Annotated in this window: 19 protein-coding genes; 13 read left to right on the top strand and 6 right to left on the bottom strand. The window is 72.4% G+C overall.

The window, feature by feature from the left end; translation table 11 throughout:
* Positions 1-51: 51 nt before the first annotated feature.
* From ACFZAM_RS26245 to ACFZAM_RS26235, 3 genes are all read left to right on the top strand, one after another.
* Complete coding sequence (locus tag ACFZAM_RS26245) at positions 52-615, top strand: FABP family protein (RefSeq protein WP_355341934.1); 564 nt, start codon at positions 52-54, stop codon at positions 613-615.
* Between the two features lie 139 nt (positions 616-754).
* Positions 755-1,192 (top strand): Fur family transcriptional regulator, encoded by a 438-nt coding sequence (locus ACFZAM_RS26240; protein WP_355341937.1) that lies wholly within the window; start codon positions 755-757, stop codon positions 1,190-1,192.
* A 29-nt stretch (positions 1,193-1,221) separates the two neighbouring features.
* Positions 1,222-2,232, top strand: coding sequence for a folate-binding protein (locus tag ACFZAM_RS26235; RefSeq protein ID WP_355341940.1), 1,011 nt, complete (start codon positions 1,222-1,224; stop codon positions 2,230-2,232).
* Between the two features lie 41 nt (positions 2,233-2,273).
* On the opposite strand, the gene dtd is transcribed toward ACFZAM_RS26235, so the two are convergent.
* Positions 2,274-2,699 (bottom strand): D-aminoacyl-tRNA deacylase, encoded by a 426-nt coding sequence (dtd, locus tag ACFZAM_RS26230; protein ID WP_391049727.1) that lies wholly within the window; start codon positions 2,697-2,699, stop codon positions 2,274-2,276.
* A gap of 201 nt (positions 2,700-2,900) precedes the next feature.
* Here dtd and ACFZAM_RS26225 point away from each other — a divergent pair, with 201 nt between their 5' ends.
* Both ACFZAM_RS26225 and ACFZAM_RS26220 read left to right on the top strand, forming a co-directional pair.
* Positions 2,901-3,587 (top strand): ABC transporter substrate-binding protein, encoded by a 687-nt coding sequence (locus tag ACFZAM_RS26225; RefSeq protein WP_391049725.1) that lies wholly within the window; start codon positions 2,901-2,903, stop codon positions 3,585-3,587.
* Positions 3,588-3,706: 119 nt separating this feature from the next.
* Positions 3,707-4,963, top strand: coding sequence for a GNAT family N-acetyltransferase (locus tag ACFZAM_RS26220; protein ID WP_391049723.1), 1,257 nt, complete (start codon positions 3,707-3,709; stop codon positions 4,961-4,963).
* A gap of 62 nt (positions 4,964-5,025) precedes the next feature.
* On the opposite strand, the gene ACFZAM_RS26215 is transcribed toward ACFZAM_RS26220, so the two are convergent.
* Positions 5,026-5,193: a hypothetical protein gene (locus ACFZAM_RS26215; protein WP_355341949.1), complete on the bottom strand. Its 168-nt coding sequence runs from the start codon at positions 5,191-5,193 to the stop codon at positions 5,026-5,028.
* Between the two features lie 235 nt (positions 5,194-5,428).
* Between ACFZAM_RS26215 and ACFZAM_RS26210 the strand changes: the two genes are divergently transcribed.
* The 3 genes from ACFZAM_RS26210 (at position 5,429) to ACFZAM_RS26200 (ending at position 8,328) form a co-directional block, all read left to right on the top strand.
* On the top strand, positions 5,429-6,331 hold the full coding sequence (locus ACFZAM_RS26210) for a GntR family transcriptional regulator (RefSeq protein ID WP_355341952.1): 903 nt from the start codon (positions 5,429-5,431) through the stop codon (positions 6,329-6,331).
* Entirely contained in the window at positions 6,328-7,053 is a 726-nt protein-coding gene (locus tag ACFZAM_RS26205) for an HAD-IA family hydrolase (protein ID WP_391049721.1), read from the top strand. Before ACFZAM_RS26210 ends, ACFZAM_RS26205 begins: the two co-directional genes overlap by 4 nt.
* Positions 7,054-7,185: 132 nt before the next feature.
* Positions 7,186-8,328: a phosphotransferase gene (locus ACFZAM_RS26200; protein WP_391049719.1), complete on the top strand. Its 1,143-nt coding sequence runs from the start codon at positions 7,186-7,188 to the stop codon at positions 8,326-8,328.
* 76 nt (positions 8,329-8,404) lie between these two features.
* On the opposite strand, the gene ACFZAM_RS26195 is transcribed toward ACFZAM_RS26200, so the two are convergent.
* Entirely contained in the window at positions 8,405-8,845 is a 441-nt protein-coding gene (locus ACFZAM_RS26195; protein WP_391049717.1) for a GNAT family N-acetyltransferase, read from the bottom strand.
* An 84-nt stretch (positions 8,846-8,929) separates the two neighbouring features.
* On the opposite strand from ACFZAM_RS26195, the gene ACFZAM_RS26190 reads away from it, so the two are divergent.
* Complete coding sequence (locus ACFZAM_RS26190; RefSeq protein WP_391049715.1) at positions 8,930-9,805, top strand: dihydrodipicolinate synthase family protein; 876 nt, start codon at positions 8,930-8,932, stop codon at positions 9,803-9,805.
* Between the two features lie 113 nt (positions 9,806-9,918).
* Positions 9,919-10,959 (top strand): aspartate-semialdehyde dehydrogenase, encoded by a 1,041-nt coding sequence (locus ACFZAM_RS26185; protein WP_391049713.1) that lies wholly within the window; start codon positions 9,919-9,921, stop codon positions 10,957-10,959.
* A gap of 192 nt (positions 10,960-11,151) precedes the next feature.
* On the opposite strand, the gene ACFZAM_RS26180 is transcribed toward ACFZAM_RS26185, so the two are convergent.
* Positions 11,152-11,694, bottom strand: a complete 543-nt coding sequence (locus ACFZAM_RS26180) for an ion channel (RefSeq protein ID WP_355341990.1) — start codon at positions 11,692-11,694, stop codon at positions 11,152-11,154.
* 250 nt (positions 11,695-11,944) lie between these two features.
* Here ACFZAM_RS26180 and ACFZAM_RS26175 point away from each other — a divergent pair, with 250 nt between their 5' ends.
* Complete coding sequence (locus tag ACFZAM_RS26175) at positions 11,945-12,394, top strand: MarR family transcriptional regulator (protein ID WP_355342340.1); 450 nt, start codon at positions 11,945-11,947, stop codon at positions 12,392-12,394.
* A gap of 28 nt (positions 12,395-12,422) precedes the next feature.
* On the opposite strand, the gene ACFZAM_RS26170 is transcribed toward ACFZAM_RS26175, so the two are convergent.
* A complete protein-coding gene (locus ACFZAM_RS26170) occupies positions 12,423-13,547 on the bottom strand; it encodes an FAD-dependent oxidoreductase (protein ID WP_391049711.1) in 1,125 nt (374 codons plus the stop codon).
* A 316-nt stretch (positions 13,548-13,863) separates the two neighbouring features.
* Between ACFZAM_RS26170 and ACFZAM_RS26165 the strand changes: the two genes are divergently transcribed.
* Complete coding sequence (locus ACFZAM_RS26165; protein WP_391049709.1) at positions 13,864-14,982, top strand: MerR family transcriptional regulator; 1,119 nt, start codon at positions 13,864-13,866, stop codon at positions 14,980-14,982.
* A gap of 46 nt (positions 14,983-15,028) precedes the next feature.
* On the opposite strand, the gene ACFZAM_RS26160 is transcribed toward ACFZAM_RS26165, so the two are convergent.
* Positions 15,029-16,027 (bottom strand): ADP-ribosylation family protein, encoded by a 999-nt coding sequence (locus ACFZAM_RS26160; protein WP_391049707.1) that lies wholly within the window; start codon positions 16,025-16,027, stop codon positions 15,029-15,031.
* A gap of 133 nt (positions 16,028-16,160) precedes the next feature.
* Between ACFZAM_RS26160 and ACFZAM_RS26155 the strand changes: the two genes are divergently transcribed.
* A complete protein-coding gene (locus tag ACFZAM_RS26155; protein ID WP_391049706.1) occupies positions 16,161-16,886 on the top strand; it encodes a M15 family metallopeptidase in 726 nt (241 codons plus the stop codon).

The following is a 16,886-nucleotide window of genomic DNA, read 5'->3' as shown; positions in this document are numbered from 1 at the left end:
CGCTCTTCGCGTTCTACGCGGTGAAGAAGCTCTACCAGGGCCAGCGCTGACATGATCGAGATCCCGTCCGACCTGCACCCCGACCTCGTACCGCTGGTGTTCCTGCTCGGCCGGTGGGAGGGCGCGGGCGTCCACGACTTCCCGGGCTCCGAGAAGTGCAACTTCGGGCAGGAGGTCGTCTTCACGCACGACGGCCGCCCGTTCCTGGAGTACACCTCGCACTCGTGGGTGCTGGACGAAGCGGGCAAGAAGGTCAGGCCGCTGGAGAGCGAGAGCGGCTTCTGGCGGATCGACAAGGACCGCAAGGTCGACGTCACCACCACGCGTGACGAGGGCGTCGTGGAGATCTGGACCGGCGAGCTGGCCGACGGCAAGCCGCAGATCGACCTGGTCACGGACGCCGTGGCACGGCTCGCGGGCGCGCCCGACTACAGCGGCGGCAAGCGGCTGTACGGGTACGTGAACAGCGACCTGATGTGGGTCGGCGAGAAGGCCACCCCCGCGGTGCCGCTGCGCGCGTACATGTCGGCGCACCTGAAGAAGGTCGTGGACCCGCGGGAGTGGGCCGCCGACCTGAAGGACCTGCCGGACGACGGCATCGCCTTCTTCAAGTAGGCCGGGCTCCACGGAGGCGGAGCCGGCCGTACGCCCCGGCATCGCGCGTACGCCCGGGTCCGCGCCCCGCGTACGCCGGGGAAGCCAGGGTCGCCTTTCCGGGACGGTCGGCTTTCCGGGACGGTCCTACACTGGCCGTGTGGTGACCATCGACTGGAAGACCGATCTGCGGCAGCGCGGCTACCGGCTCACGCCCCAGCGCCAGCTCGTGCTGGAGGCCGTGGACGTACTGGAGCACGCGACGCCCGACGACATCCTGTGCGAGGTCCGCAAGACCGCCTCGGGGATCAACATCTCCACCGTCTACCGGACCCTTGAGCTGCTGGAAGAGCTGGACCTGGTCAGCCACGCCCACCTCGGCCACGGCGCCCCCACGTACCACCTCGCCGACCGGCACGACCACATGCACCTGGTCTGCCGCGACTGCGACTCCGTCACGGAGGTGCCGGTCGCGCTGGCCGAGCCGCTGAAGGACGGGCTGCGCGCGGAGCTGGGCTTCGAGACGGACATGAAGCACTTCGCCATATTCGGCCGCTGCCGGGACTGCGCGGACAGGCGTTCGGACGCGGAGTCGTAGCACCGGCGCGGAGTCGTAGTCTTGACGGCATGACTGACGGCGTGAACATGACGGACGGCGCGACCACCGGCGTGAAGAAGAGTCCTTTGCTGTCGCTGCCCGGCGCTGTCCTCGCCGAGGGCCCCGACGAGGGAGTGGCCGCGCACTACGGCGACCTCTTCCGCGAACAGCGCGCCCTCGCGGACGGCACCGGCTTCGTGGACCAGTCGCACCGCGGTGTGGTGACGGTGTCCGGCGACGACCGGCTGTCCTGGCTGCACCTGCTGCTCACCCAGCACGTCGAGAAACTTCCCCCCCGGCAGGCGACCGAGGCGCTGGTCCTGTCGGCGAACGGCCACATCGAGCACGCCCTGTACCTGGTGGACGACGGCACCACGACCTGGATGCACGTCGAGCCCGGCACGCAGGGCGCGCTGCTCGCCTACCTGGAGAGCATGAAGTTCTTCTACCGCGTCGAGACCGCGGACGCCACGGACGCTTACGCGGTGGTGTACCTGCCCGCCGGTTCGATCACGGCGGTGCCGTCGGAGTGGGCCGTACGGGAGACCGCGTACGGCCGGGACGTCTTCGTGCCGCGCGCCGAGCTGGAGTCCTTCGCCGCGAAGGCCGCGCCGCCGATCGGCGCGCTGGCCCTGGAGGCGCTGCGCATCGAGGCGCACCGGCCGCGGCTGGGCCTGGAGACCGATCATCGTACGATCCCGCACGAGCTGGGCTGGCTGGAGACCGCGGTGCACCTCCAGAAGGGCTGCTACCGCGGACAGGAGACGGTCGCCCGCGTTCAGAACCTCGGCCGCCCGCCGCGCCGCCTGGTCTTTCTGCACCTGGACGGCAGCGAGGTGCGGCTGCCGGGCCACGGCGCCCCGGTCCGGCTCGCCTCGGACGGCGAGGACGGCCGCGCGATCGGCTTCGTCACGTCCTCGGCCCGGCACTGGGAGCTGGGGCCGATCGCACTGGCCCTGGTGAAGCGGAACACGCCGGAGGACGCGGTGCTGATGGCGGAGCAGACGGCGGCGTCGCAGGAGACGGTCGTGGCGCCGTAGGTCCGTTGGCGCGTGTGGCAATTCGGGGCGCGGGTGCCGCCTCACATGTCGATGACCACTGTGAACGGGCCGTCGTTCGTCAGCGAGACCTTCATGTCCGCGCCGAACCGGCCCGTCTCGACGGTCGCGCCGAGCGCCCTGAGCTGGGCGACGACCTCGTCGACCAGAGGCTCGGCGAGGTCGCCGGGCGCCGCGGCGTTCCAGGTGGGGCGGCGACCCTTCCGGGCGTCACCGTAAAGCGTGAACTGGCTGATGACGAGCAGCGGGCCGCCGATGTCGGAACAGGACCGCTCGTCGGGCAGGATCCGCAGCGTCCACAACTTGCGGGCCAGCGCCGCGGCCTTCTCCTTCGTGTCGTCGTGCGTCACGCCGACCAGGACGCACAGGCCGGGCCCCGTAATGGCACCGACGCTCTCCCCGTCGACCACGACTTCCGCTTCGCTCACCCGCTGGGCCACCGCTCGCATGCGCCCATTGTGGCCTGCCGCGCCCCCACGCCACCCACACGGGTGAGGGGGAGCGCGGGGAGGGGAACGTACGCCCGGTCGGCGGCTTCGCACAACAGTTGCGACGGCCGTTCGGGTGCAGAGTCGCTGCGGGGTGACAGGGGCAGGTGGCAGCATCGGAAGGGTGGCGGCGCAGGCGCCGCCACGGAGGGGACAACAGGCATGACCACTTCCGGCGCTGGAGAGACTTCCGGCACTGCCGTACCGACGGCGCCCACCACGAAGGGCCACCGCATGCTGAAGGCCGACGGATCTGGTCCGCTGGGTTCACGGGGTCCGCTGCGCACGCCCGCGCCGCGCAACCCGCTCGCCGACCTGCCCGCGCCCGACCTCGGCGCGCTCGACCTGGGCGCGCTGCGCGCCCTGCGCAGGGACGCGCAGCAGGAGGAGGCCGACCTGTCGTATCTGCGGCGGATGCTGCACGGCAGGATCGACATCCTCCAGGCCGAGCAGGCCAGGCGCAGCGGGCGGGACGCGCGCGGTACGGCCGCGGGGCAGGGCCCCGACGCGCCGAGTACGTCGCCCGTGCTCGACCGGCTCTCGGAGATCCTGACCGACGGGCCTTCGCGGGTCCGTTCCTCCGCCCGTCACGTCACGCTCGGCACCCCGCTGACCGAGCGGGTGCGGCAGCTCGCCGAGGACATGCTCGCCGAGGTGGAGCTGTCCGACCTCGACGCCCGCACCGACCCGGAGCTGGACGCGGCGATGGGCCGCCTGGTCCGCAACGAGCAGCAGGTCTCACGCCGCCGCCAGGCCCTCCAGCAGACGGTGGACGGGTGCAGCGCGGAGATCACCCGGCGGTACCGGGAGGGCGAGGCGAAGGTGGACGACCTGCTGTCGGACGGGTGAGGGCGGTTCGGTGCGCGGTGGCGGCGGGTGGGCGCGGGGTGACGGCGGGTCGGCGCGCCCGGCGGCTCCCCGGCCGAAATTCGGGTGCGGACGGCCGGGAGCGTCCGTAGCGTGCGCGTATGACCTCGAGCCCTGAGATCCGCACGCTGGCCGAATCCGACGTCGCCGACTGGGTGCGAGCCAAGCTCGCCGGCTTCCATCTCGCGCCCTCGGTGAGCGCCGCGGAGGTCGAGGCCCGCAGGGCCGCGTTCGACCTGAGCCGGACGCAGGGCGCTTTCGACCAGGGCCGCTGCGTGGCGACCTTCCGTAGCATGCCGCGTCAGCTCACCGTGCCCGGCGGCGCGGCCGTCGCGGCCTCCGCCGTCACGAACGTGTCCGTGACCGGCACGCACCGCCGCCGCGGCCTGGCCAGCCGGATGATGGCGGCCGACCTGGCCGCCGCCAAGGAGCGCGGCGAGCCGGTGTCGATCCTGGTCGCGGCCGAATATCCGATCTACGGACGGTACGGCTTCGGCGCGGCGACCTGGGTGACGGACTGGGAGATCGACGTGCCGCGCGCGGGCCTCGACCGGCGCTGGGCGGGCCCGACCGACGGCGGCCGGGTGGACCTCGTGACCGTCGAGGACGTACGCAAGGTCGGCCCCGCGCTGCACGAGCGGGTCCGCGCGGTGACGCCCGGCGCGATCAACCGCACCCCTTACTGGTGGGAAGTCAACACCGGACAGCGGCCGTTGGACTCCCAGCCGTGGACCGAGCCCTTCTTCGTCGTCTACCGCGACGCCGACGGCCGGGTCGACGGCCTGGCCGCGTACGCCGCCAAGGAAGAGCACTGGCCGGGCAAGTTCCCCAAGGTCGAGCTGAGCGTGCACGGGCTGATCGCCGCCTCCCCGGCCGCCGAGACCGCGCTGTGGCGCTTCCTGCTCGCGCTGGACTGGGTGACGCTGCTGAAGTCCGGCCACCGCGCGCCCGACGACCTCCTGCCGCTGCTCCTCGGCGACCCGCGCGCCGCCCGCACCGAGACCTACGCCGACTTCATGTGGCTGCGGATGCTCGACGTGCCCGCCGCCCTGTCCGCCCGCACCTACGCGGGCGGCCCCGCCGCCCTCGTGCTCGATGTCCACGACCCCGCGGGCCTGGCCAGCGGCCGTTTCCTCCTGGAGACCTCGCCCTCGGGCGCCGCCTCCTGCACCCCCACCTCGGCCTCCGCCGACCTCTCCCTGTCCGTCGCCGACCTCGGCTGCCTCTACCTCGGCGACGAGTCCCCGGTCCGCCTCGCCGCCCTCGGCCGTGTCTCCGAACACCGAACGGGTGCGGCCAGGACAGCCGACGCCCTGTTCCGCACCCCACGCCGGCCCTGGTGCCCCGACGTCTTCTGATCCCCGCGCTGACCCGTTACCCGGTTACCCGCTTACCCGGTTGCCCGCTTTTCCGCGGCCCGTCACTGCGCCAGCAGCAGCGCTATCGCGGTGATCCCTATGCAGGTGAACGTGGTGTTCCGCATCTTGTGACCGAGTCCCACCAGCCCGACGGCGATGGCCCCTGCCGCACCGTACCGCCACTGGATGATCTCTTCGAAGGCATATGCGCACAAACTGAGAGCGAGCATGACCGATCCCTCCTTCGCGACTCCGCGCTTTTGCAGAAGGCGGGTGGCTGCGATGTCCCGCACGCCATCGGACGGGAAGTTGGCGACCCCCGATGAGGCTGGATCATTCAACTTCCCTACCCGAATGAGAAGTTGAGAGAGGCTGCCTCTATCAAGGGTGTGCCCAGTTGGCCGAGATCGATAAACTCGGGTCAGGTAAGCACCGTTGTCCCGCCGGAAGTTGTAACGTCGTCTTGTGGACGAGGAAGACGCCGGAACCAACGGTTCCCGACCCCCATACCGCTACATCGCGGACGTACTCCGCGGTGAGATCGTCGACGGTCGCTACCCGGTCGGCGGACGCATACCTTCTCAGGCGGAGTTGGAAGAGCGCTTCAACGTCTCCCGTCCCACGATCCAGCGTGCGCTGGGCGTACTCCGCGACGACGGCTACATCGACAATCAGCGCGGACGCCCGTCCGAGGTGCTGCGCTGGGAGGAAGACCGCCCGGATTCGCAGACTCGGCTCCAGGAGCCGGGACGTGCTTCCAAGGCCCTCCGGCCGCACATCGACGAGGCGTTCACGCACCAGCACGTCACCATCGACGCCTACTCGCTGACCACGGAGACCCTCAGCCGCGCGCTGGTCGTACCTCTGACGCGGGTTCAGGACGGCGACCTGAAGCCCGAGTCGATCCGCCTCCGCCTCATGATGCCCAGCCTGTCCGCGCAGTTGGCGATTCCCCGGCTGGTCGCCGACGCCTCCGACGAGCGCCCGCTGTGGCGGCTACGACAACTCGTCCGCGCCCATGTCCTCACCGTGCGCGCCGCTTTCGCGGCCCTGGCCGAATTCCAGCCCGACGTCGAGCAGTCGGTCGAGGTGCGGACCGTACCGATCACCCCGATGCACAAGCTCTACCTCATCAACGGGCGGACCGCGCTGTTCGGCCACTATCAAGTGATCGACCGCGAGGTCGAGTTCGGCCAGCGGGGCAAGGGCAACATCTACGACGTCCTCGGCATCACCGCGACGCTCTTCTCGTTCGGCCTGAACACCGACAAGCCCAAGGAGCGGGACTCGCAGTTCGTCACCGAGTCCCAGGAGTGGTTTGACTCACTCTGGTCAACGATCGCCGAGCCGCTGACACTCCTTGAGTGACTCCTACGTACTTCGAATCACCTGAGAGCAGCCCGTTCGCCCTGCTCGACGCGGCAGAATGCCTGTTGCTCGACTTCGACGGACCGGTCTGCGAACTGTTCGCGAGGCATCCGGCCAGCCTGATAGCGGAAGAGATGCGCCGGTACCTCGACCGGCACGGGATACGTCCCCCGAATCCGGCGACGGCGCGCAGCAAGGACCCGCACGCCATGCTCGGCGAGCCCTGGCCGCCCGGAGTGGCCGCCGAGCTCGAGCGGATACTCGCGCACGGCGAGGAGTCGGCCGTACCGTCCGCGCGCGAGACAGAGGGCGCCGACGAATTCGTACGGGCCGTGGCGCTCAGTGGCCGACTGCTCGCCATCACCACCAACAACTCGCCCCAGGCCGTCGAGACGTATCTGAAGAGCCATTCGCTGGAGAGCGTCTTCGGGTCGCGGATCTACGGCCGTGACCAGTACGACCCGGCCAGGATGAAGCCGGACCCCGACTGCCTGCTGCGGGCCATGACGGCGCTGAAGGTACGGCCGGAGCAGTGCCTGATGATCGGTGACTCGCCGCGGGACGCGGAGGCGGCGCGGGCGGCGCGGGTACGTTTCCTCGGTTACGCGCGGTCCAGGAGCCGGGTGGCGCGGCTCCAGGAGATCGAGCCCCATCCGGTGGTCGTCGGGATGCGTGACCTCGTCGTCGCCGCGAGCGCGTTGAGTCGTCGCCCGAACGGGTGAGGCGTCGCGGTCCGTAACCGGGTCTTAACGGCTCTCCGATGGCGGGGGCTGCCGCTACCCACTAATGTTCGTGCCAAACACTGGCCGCCCTTCGGCGGTCTCGTGAGTGCGCGAGCGCGTGGGAGCGATGCTTTGGGCGTCCTGACGACCGGCCGGGAGCAGAGCCTTGCTGCCGCTTGGGACACGGTCCGACAGGATGCCACGCGCTTCGGTGAGCGGCTGACAGGTCATCACAACAGCAACTACGTCATCGATCTGGCGCCCGGCATGGCGGAGCGTCTGCGCTTCGAGGCGCACACCCCGGTCAAGGTGCGGGTGCCGCTGGACGGTTCGCTGAAGGTCGTGGAGCGCGTCTGGCCCGACGAGGGCGAGATCCTGAACGCCTTGCAGCGCACGGCGGTTGTGGAGAACACCCCCCGGCACTACGTGGGACTCGGCGGATTCTCCGTCCACGAGTACGTGCCAGGGCAGGCGCTGGCGGAGGTCTGCGCGCCGGGCAAGCCGGTGGATCCCTTCGTCGTGGACGCCATCGTCGGTCAGATGGCGGGGTTCACCCGGGTGTCGGCGGCCGATCTGCCCCCGCTGCCCGCCGGTTGGGCCGCGGACGGCGACTCCAACGCCTTCCTCAGAGCCCGCGCGGACTTCGCCGAGCACGATGTGCGCGCCGCCAACTGGGCCGACTTCGCACCGCTCTTCGCCGCGCTGGAAGTCCCGGCGAACGCGTTGCGCTGGTTCCGCGACCGGATGCCGCCGCTGCGCCGGCGGCCCTTCGCGCTGCTCCACGGCGATCTGCACCGGCACAATCTCATCGTCCGCGCCGACGGCGGCCTCACCGTCGTGGACTGGGAACTCGCCATGTGGGGCGACCCGTTGCACGACCTGGCCATCCACCTGGTGCGGATGCGGTACCCGGCCGACCAGCGGCCCGAGGTCATCGAGCGCTGGCGGCGTGCGGTGCTCCGCGTACACCCGGAGGCCGCCGCCGGGCTCGAACGGGACCTGCCGGTGTACACCGCCTACGAACGGGCCCAGTCGCTGTTCGCCGACACCATGCGCGTGGCGCTCGCGCTCGACGCGCATCCGGGTCCTGGCATGGTCGGGGCCGGGGTGAGCCGGGTGCGGGCGGCGCTGCACCTGGCCGCGGTGCCGCTGCGGCTGCGCCGGGTGGCCACGCGTACGGAGGTCGAGCGGGCGCTGGTGGACTGGGTGCGCAAGCGGCAGCGCGACGGCGTCCGCGTCCCGCCGCTGCGCGATGACATCGCCGAGGCCGCGTAGGCCGCGTATGCCCGCGGTCCCCGTGAGCCGCGTATCCCCGTAGGCGGTGCGGGCGGCCTGCGTCGCTGAGGCCGCGTCAGCGGTTCCGCGGCTCCCGCACCGAAGGGTTCTGGAGGCCCAGGGTCATCCAGTTGTCGGGGTCGGTGAGGGGGGTGAAGCCGACTTTGGCGTAGACGGCGTGGGCGTCGGCGGTGGCGAGGACGACGCGGCGCAGGCCGTAGGGGGTGAGGTGGTCGCGGATGGCGGTGACGAGGGTGGTGCCCAGGCCCTGGCCGCGGGTGGCGGGGTCGACGTAGACGTCGCAGAGGTAGGCGAAGGTCGCGAGGTCGGTGACGACGCGGGCGTAGGCGTGCTGGGCGCCGGTGGCGGGGTGGTAGGCGCCGAAGTTGAGGGAGCCGTCGATGGCGGCCTGCTGGGTGGCGAGGGTGCGGCCCAGGGCCCAGTAGGCGTCGGTGGAGAGCCAGTCGTGGATACGGGGGACGTCGAGGCGGGCCGGGTCCGCGGAGATCTCGTACATGCGCGGGAGAGTAGCGCTGCTTAACGGTTCCGTGCACGACAATTAACTGGACCTTCGCCATGGGCTCGGGTCAGACTCGCGGACATGATCCTCGTACCGCTGGTCACGCCGTTCGACACACAGGGCCGGGTCGCCGTGGGCGCCCTCGAAGGGCTCGCGCACGAGGTGCTGCGGGACGGCGCGGCCGGGCTCGTGGCGCTCGGCACGACCGCGGAGGCCGCCGCCCTCGACCCCGGCGAACGCGCCGAGGTGACGGCGGTCGTCGGCCGGGTCTGCCGCGAGCACGGCGCGCGCTTCGTGCTCGGCGTGGCCGGCGGCGCCACGGCGGCGGCCGTACGGGAGCTGGGGGCGCTCGCCGGGGGGCCGGTGGTGCCGGACGCCGTACTGGCCACGGTGCCGTCCTTCTCCCGGCCGGGCGAGGCCGGGGTCCTCGCCCACTTCGCGGCGCTGGCCGCCGCCGGTCCCGTACCGCTGATCGTCTACCACGTGCCGTACCGCACCGGGCAGCCGCTGACCGCCCGCACCCTGCGCGAGCTGGCCGCGCTGCCGGGCGTGGCCGGTGTGAAGTACGCCACCGGCGGCATCGACGCCGAGACCGTCGACCTGCTCGGCGACCACCCGGACGGCTTCGAGATCCTCGCGGGCGACGACGTCTTCGCGCCCGCCCTGTTCGCCCTCGGCGCCCCCGGCGGCATCCTCGCCTCCGCGCACCTGGCCACCGCCCGCTGGGCCGGGCTGGCGGAGGCCGCGGCCACGGGGGACGCCAAGGGGGACACGGCCCTCGGCCACCGCCTCGCCGCCCTGGCCGCCGCCCTCTTCCGCGCGCCGAACCCGACCGTCATCAAGGCCGTGCTGCACGCGGAGGGCCGCATCCCGACCCCCGACGTACGGCTGCCGCTGCTGCCCCCGCCGCCCGCCGTCGTGGACGACGCCCTGACCAGGCTGCGTCTCGTCCCCTGAAATGCCCCGCCGCCCCGCTCCCGCCTCGGGGGATACTCGACCGGGCGGGCACGCAGCCGTACGGAACGGCACGCAGCCGTACGGAACGGCACACATCGATCGGAGAGAGCCGGATGAGGATCGGAATCGTCGGAGCGACCGGACAGGTCGGCTCGGTCATGCGCAAGGTGCTGGCCGAGCGCGCGTTCCCGGTGACGGAGCTGCGGCTGTTCGCCTCCGCCCGATCCGCCGGGAGCACCCTGCCGTGGGCCGACGGCGAGATCACCGTCGAGGACGCGTCCACCGCCGACTACAGCGGCCTGGACATCGTGCTGTTCTCCGCGGGCGGCGCCACCTCCCGCGCCCTCGCCGAGAAGGTCGCCGCCCAGGGCGCGGTCGTCATCGACAACTCCTCCGCCTGGCGGCGCGACCCCGACGTCCCCCTGGTCGTCTCCGAGGTCAACCCGCACGCCATCGCCCACCGCCCCAAGGGCATCATCGCCAACCCGAACTGCACCACCATGGCCGCGATGCCGGTGCTGCGCCCGCTGCACGCCGAGGCGGGGCTGACCGCCCTGGTCGCCACCACCTACCAGGCCGTCTCCGGCTCCGGCCTGTCCGGCGTCGCCGAGCTGCACGGCCAGGCGACCAAGGTCGTCGAATCCGCCGACCAGCTCACCTTCGACGGCGACGCCGTCGCCTTCCCCGAACCCGCCGTCTACGCCCGGCCCATCGCCTTCAACGTCGTCCCCCTCGCGGGCAACCTCGTCGACGACGGCAGCTTCGAGACCGACGAGGAGCAGAAGCTGCGCAACGAGTCGCGCAAGATCCTCGAGATCCCCGAGCTCAAGGTCTCCGGCACCTGCGTACGCGTCCCCGTCTTCTCCGGCCACTCCCTCCAGCTCAACGCCCGCTTCTCCCGGCCGCTCGGCGTCGCCCGTGCCTATGACCTTCTGCGGTCCGCACCCGGCGTCGAGCTCTCCGACATTCCCACGCCGCTTCAGGCCGCCGGGCGCGATCCGTCGTACGTCGGCCGCATCCGCCTCGACGAGACCGTCGAGAACGGGCTCGCGCTTTTCGTCTCGAACGACAACCTTCGCAAGGGGGCCGCTTTGAACGCCGTTCAGGTGGCCGAGCTCGTCGCCGCCGAGCTTGCCGCTACCGCGGCGCTCTAGACCCCCGCGGGCGTACGCCCCCAGGAGCCGCGCGGCCCGGTCCGGTTCCTCCACCGGGGCGGTGGGCCGATCTTTTTAGGGCGCTGGGGGCACCTCCCGGCCGAAGGTTGGGGGAGGAACGGCGCGGGCAAGCCCTGCCGGACCCGGGGGGCGGGAAAGTGGGGGCCGGGCCGGGAGGGGGCGGGACCCCCGTCAGGGGGGCTGGTCGCGGTGGAGGGTGAGGCGGGTGAGGTCGATGACCAGGCGGAGCAGAAAGGCGAGGAAGACGAGGTCGATGAGGACCTGGACGCTGACGAGAATGCGGGCGAAATCGCTGGTGGGGGCGATGTCGCCGTAGCCGACGGTGCCGAGGGTGACGATGGCGAAGTAGAGCCCGGCGGTGCGGTCGACCGGCTCGGTGAAGCTGCCGGGTGAGAGGTGGGAGAGGGAGACGTAGGCGCTGGCGAAGAGCGCGAGGAAGAAGGCGAAGGTGACGACGAGGGTCTCCACGGCGCGGAGCTGAGGAAGATCGGCGTGGAGGATGCGGCGGAGTTCGAGGAGCATGACCGCGACGAAGACGACGGCGCCGATGCCGAGCCGGATCAGGGCGGCGGCGTCGGGACGGCCGCCGTTGAGCGGCAGGAAGTAGTACAGGACCAGGATCGCCGCCGTGGACAGCACGCAGCGGACCACACTCGCGGCCATCGCCCGGCGCCGCTCGGGGCGGTCGAGGTCGGCCAGCCGCCGCGCGCTCATCGCATCACTCCCTCGCCGGACGGACCGCCGGTCTCGATCGTCCGACGCCCGCACCCCGGCGGCAATCCGGCCGGGTCCGAACGGGTCCGAACGGGAACGCACGGGAAAGGACGGGTCCGAACGGGAACGCACCGCGTTCCCTATTTCCCCTCCTCCCCCTCCCACCCCTTCCATAGTTCGCGTCACGAACCACCACCCGATCGCCCCTATCCCGTAGGCTGGCCGTATGGGGAAGGACGCGGGCGAGCATATGGGAGTCGTCACCGCATTGGTGCGCTCCTCCTTCCTGGTGAACGCCGTGTACGCGGAGGCGGGCCGGGGGTACGGACTGACGCCGCAGCAGGGGCAGTTGCTGTGCGTGCTGATGGGACAGCCCCTGGGGATGGGCGAGTTGGGCAGCATCCTGGGGCTGGCGAAGTCGAGCCTGACCGGTCTTGTGGACCGCTGCGCGCAGCGCGGGCTGGTACGGCGGGAGGCCGATCCGAGCGACGGCCGCGCGGTACGGGTCGCGCTCACCGCCGAAGGGCGGTCGCTGGTCGACGCGTTCTACGCCGACACCTGCCGCCGCGTCGAGGAGTTGCCGTCCGGCCTGACCGAGGCGGAACGGGTCACGCTCGCGGGTCTGCTCAGCCGCGTGGTCCGCGACAACAAGGTGCCCGCCGTCTTCCTCGAACTGGACGAGGGCCCCGTCGCGCACTGAGCGCGCGCCACGTCCCGTACCCGAGGGCTCAGCCCGTGCCGAAGAGCGCCGCGAATCGCCCCACGAGCAGATCCCGCCCCTTGTACGCGGCCACCCGCTCGGCCGGCAGGAGCACGGGTACGGGGGTCGGCCGGTCGTCGGACAGGGTCTGGCCGACACCCCCGCCGGGCCCGAGCGGCAGCAGCACGGACGGTACGGGCGAGGGCCGGTAGACGGCCGAGGGCCGTTCGCCGCGCACCTGGGCGAGGATGTTCTCGGCGACGACGGCGGCGTGCTTCATGGCGTACCCCGCCATCTTGGCCTCGGCGAGGTCGGTGAGGTCGCCGAGCGCGTAGACGTGGTCGTGGACGCGGTCGTACGTCCCGCCGTTGCCATGGACGTTGAGCGTGTCGGTCACGCGGACCTGCCCCTTGGGCGTACGGGCGGTGAGGCGGCCGTCGGCGAGGTAGTGGCTGTTGACGCGTACGCCGTAGCAGCGGAACCAGATGTCGGCGGTGACCTGGTCACCGGAGGACGTGGCGACCGTGAACGTCTTCGCCTGCCCCGGCTCGGTCGGCGGCTGCGCGGCCAGGGTCGTACCGAGCCGCAATTCGACGTCCAGCGTGTCCAGTTGGCGCAGCAGGTCGTCCCGAAGCTCCGGCATGAAACCGGACAGCAACCGCTCGGCCGGGTCGAGGACGACGATGTGCTTGTCCGGCCACACGGCCCTGATCTCACCGGCGAGTTCGAGCCCGACGGGGCCCGCGCCGACAATCAACACCCGCTCGGACAGCGCCAGTTCGTCGTGACCGACGCGCAGCCTGCGCAGCGCCTCGGCCGTGGAGTCGGTCTCGGTCTTCGCCGGGAAGGCGTAGTCGGAGCCGGTGGCCAGGACGAGGAAGTCGGCGTCGACGCGGGCGCCGGAGGCCAGTGTGACGCCGCCGGGGTCCACCGAGGCCGCGCGCTCGCGGACCACCCGGCCGCGCGCCAGCAGCCGGTCGTACGGGAAGAACATGTTCGCCGCCCAGTCGGGCCTGACCAGGGCGCGCAGCGCGCCCGCCGCGTGCACGAAGGCGTCCTTCGGCTCGACCAGGACGACGTCCGTGTCCTGGTCCAGCGCCTTGGCGACGGCGGCGCCCCCGTACCCCCCGCCGACGACCGCGACCGTCCGCACCGCACCCGCCGCACGCGCCGCGCCCTCCGTACCCGCACCAGCACCACCACCGACGCCGGAACCCGCACCCGCACCCGCACCCGCACCCGCACCCGCACCCGCCATGTTCACCACTCCCCGCACGCCTCGACATCTCGTTCGCTCTACGAACCATATTAGTTCGTAGAGCGAACCGTAAAGCCGGGCAGGTGAGGGCGCGGACGGCGGGAGAGGCGGAAGGCCGCGGACCTGCTTGACTCTCACGTCGGGGAAGACCCCAGCATCGGACGCGCGCCGGACGGAGGCCCGGCGCGAGGAGGGACGGAGGAGCGCGGGCATGGAGCGGGACACGGGACCCGGCCTGATGGGCATCGGGGCCTTCTCGAAGGCGGCCAGGCTGTCGCAGCGGGCGCTGCGGCTCTACGACGAGCTGGGCCTGCTCTCCCCCGCCCGCGTGGACCCGGCGACCGGCTACCGCTGGTACGCACCGGAGCAACTGGAGAAGGCCCGCCTGGTGGCGTGGCTGCGCCGCCTCGGGATGCCGCTGGCCGGAATCCAGGAGGTCTGCGCCCAGGAGGGCCGGGACGCGGCCCTGTCGGTCCGCGCGTACTGGACCCGTGTCGAGGCCGACACCGCCGCCCGGCGGGACCTGGCCGCCTTCCTCATCGACTACCTGTCCTGGAAGGACCCCGCCATGTCAGCCGCCACCGCACCGCTCGGCATCCGTTACGCCGCCCTGTCCGACACCGGGCTCGTCCGCGAGAGCAACCAGGACACCGCCTACGCGGGCTCCCGCCTGCTCGCCGTCGCCGACGGCTTCGGGACCGGCGGCGCCCCCGCGGGCGCCGCGGCCGTCGACGTACTGAAACGCCTCGACGCGGGCGCGAACACCGTCCCCGCCGGTGAGCTGCTGAACGCCCTGGAGGACGCCGTCGAGCAGGCCGGGCGGGCCGTCCGCGGCGTCGCCGCCGCCGAGCGCGAGCCGGGACACGTCGGCACCACCCTCACCGCGATGCTCTGGACCGGCTCCCAGCTCGCCCTCGTCCACATCGGCGACTCCCGCGCGTATCTGCTGCGCGACGGCGGCTTCTTCCAGATCACCCACGACCACACGATGGTCCAGTCGATGGTGGACGAGGGCCGCCTCAGCCCGGCCGAGGCCGAGTCCCACCCCCAACGGTCCCTGCTGGCACGGGCGTTGTCGGGTACGGGCCCGGCCATCGACGGGAGCGCGGGCGCCGACATCCGGCTCCAGGACGCCCGCCCCGGCGACCGCTATCTCCTCTGCTCCGACGGGCTGTCCGCCGTCGTCCCGGCCGACGACGTACACGCCACGCTCGCGACGACCCCGGACCCCGACGACGCGGTCCGCGCGCTCGTGGCCCTCGCCAACCGCAACGGCGGTCCGGACAACGTCAGTTGCGTGGTCGCGGACGTCGTGGAGCTGCCCGCCTGACGCCCATGTCCCGCTGATCCACCGGACGGGCCCTAGGACTTGGGCCCTAGGACTTGGGCTCCAGCACGTCCACGCGCGGCAGGTCCCGGTGCCGGTGGTGCGCGTCGGCGACGGCGGCCAGCGCGGGCCGGTCCAGGGCACGGTAGGCCGCGGCCAGCAGCTCATGGGCGTGACCCTCGCGGGTCGCGTCGCCGACCGAGGCCCAGTGCAGGTCGCGGCCGAGGACCAGCGCCTCCGTCGGGTCACCGGCCACGAGGCGCCGCCGCGCCTCGGCGACGGCCGCCGCCAGCTCGCCGGGGTCCGCGAAGACCGCGGCCATGTGCGTGCCGAAGGCGTGCTCGTCCGCGCCGTTGTGCGGCGGACGGCCGAGCGCGGTCTCGCCCGCCGCGAGGGCGCCGCCGCCGTCGAGCGTGGTGATCCGGCCGGGCTCGACCGGCGGGCGCCGGTAGCCGTACGTGTGGGCGCGTACGTAGTCCGCGCCGGTCGCGGTACGGTCGCCGGTCTCGAACTCGCCGATTTTCGAACGGAGTCGGGCCATCCCCGGCGCGCGCTCCGCGACCTCCTCCGGCTCCCGGCCGGTGTCCTCGTGCAGGTCGTACCAGTGGCGTTCGAGCGTGACGCGCACCGCCTCCAGCGGGGTGCGGCAGGTGCGGTCGATGCCGCCGCCGTCGTTGTTGTAGTACGAGCCGACGCCCGCGCAGGTGCGGCCGTCGTCGTACCAGAGGCCGTAGTGCAGGCCGTCGGTGCCGCCGTGCAGGAAGGTCAGGAACTCGGGCGGGTCGCGGTAGTAACGGCCGTGCGCGCGGATGTCGACGCCGTCGCGGGCTCGCGCGCCGGGGGCGTCGAAGAGGTCCATCACGCCGTAAGGCCACAGCTCCAGGTCCGCGAAGGCCGACGCCTCGACGGGGTCGAGCGACCCGATGAAGTCGTGGAACCGGAACAGCGAGTCCGGCAGCTCGAACCCCCAGTCCGCCAGCACGCGCGCCTCGACCGCCGCCCGCAGCCGCTCCCGGTCCCGCTCTCGGTCCCGCTCCTGCTCGCTCATCCGTCCGCCCCGTTCGACGACGCCCCGCGCCCGGCTCTGTCCCTGACCCGCGCAGGCTAGCGAAGGCCGCGCAGCCGGGGCGGTGGCGGGGCCGGGCGCGGCACTTGGGCGGGCGGCAGGCGATGATCGGACCATGAGCGAAATCGTGCTGATGTCGGACCCGCGCATCGCGGCCATCCCCGTCGAGGACTGCGACGAGCCGCTGCTCGACGTGCGGAGCGACGTGCGGGGCGGCGGACGAGGCGGTGGCGTACGAGGCGGGGCGGGAAGCGGCGGCCCCGGTACGGACGGACCGCTCGGCGCCGTCGACCCGCGCCGCCAGGACGACGACGGCAGCTTCGCCCACCTGCGCGAGGGCGTCCTGACCCGGCTCGCGCACGCGCGCACGCTGCTGCCCGACGGCGTCGGCCTGCTGTTCGTGGAGGGCTACCGGCCGCCGTCCCTCCAACGCGCCTATTTCGAGGGGTACTCGGCGCAGCTGCGCGCCGCACGGCCGGAGTGGACGCCCGCGCGGATCAGGGAGGCCGCCAGCCGTTACGTGTCCCCGCCGGAGATCGCGCCGCACAGCGCGGGCGCGGCCGTCGACCTCACCCTCGTCGCGGACGGCCGCGAACTGGACATGGGCACCCGCGTGAACGCCAACCCCGAGGAGAGCGCGGGCGCCTGCTACACCGACGCGCCGGGGCTGTCGGCCGAGGCCCGCGCCAACCGCCGTACGCTGTCCGCCGCGCTCACCGCCGCGGGCCTGGTCAACTACCCCACCGAGTGGTGGCACTGGTCCTACGGCGACCGCTACTGGGCGCTCGCCACGGGTGCGCCGCACGCCCGCTACGGCCCCCGCGAGCGGCCCGGTTCCTGA

Source organism: Streptomyces sp. NPDC008079 (genome assembly GCF_042957385.1).
Classification (GTDB): Bacteria; Actinomycetota; Actinomycetes; order Streptomycetales; family Streptomycetaceae; genus Actinacidiphila.
This window is presented reverse-complemented; position numbering and strand designations above follow the sequence as displayed.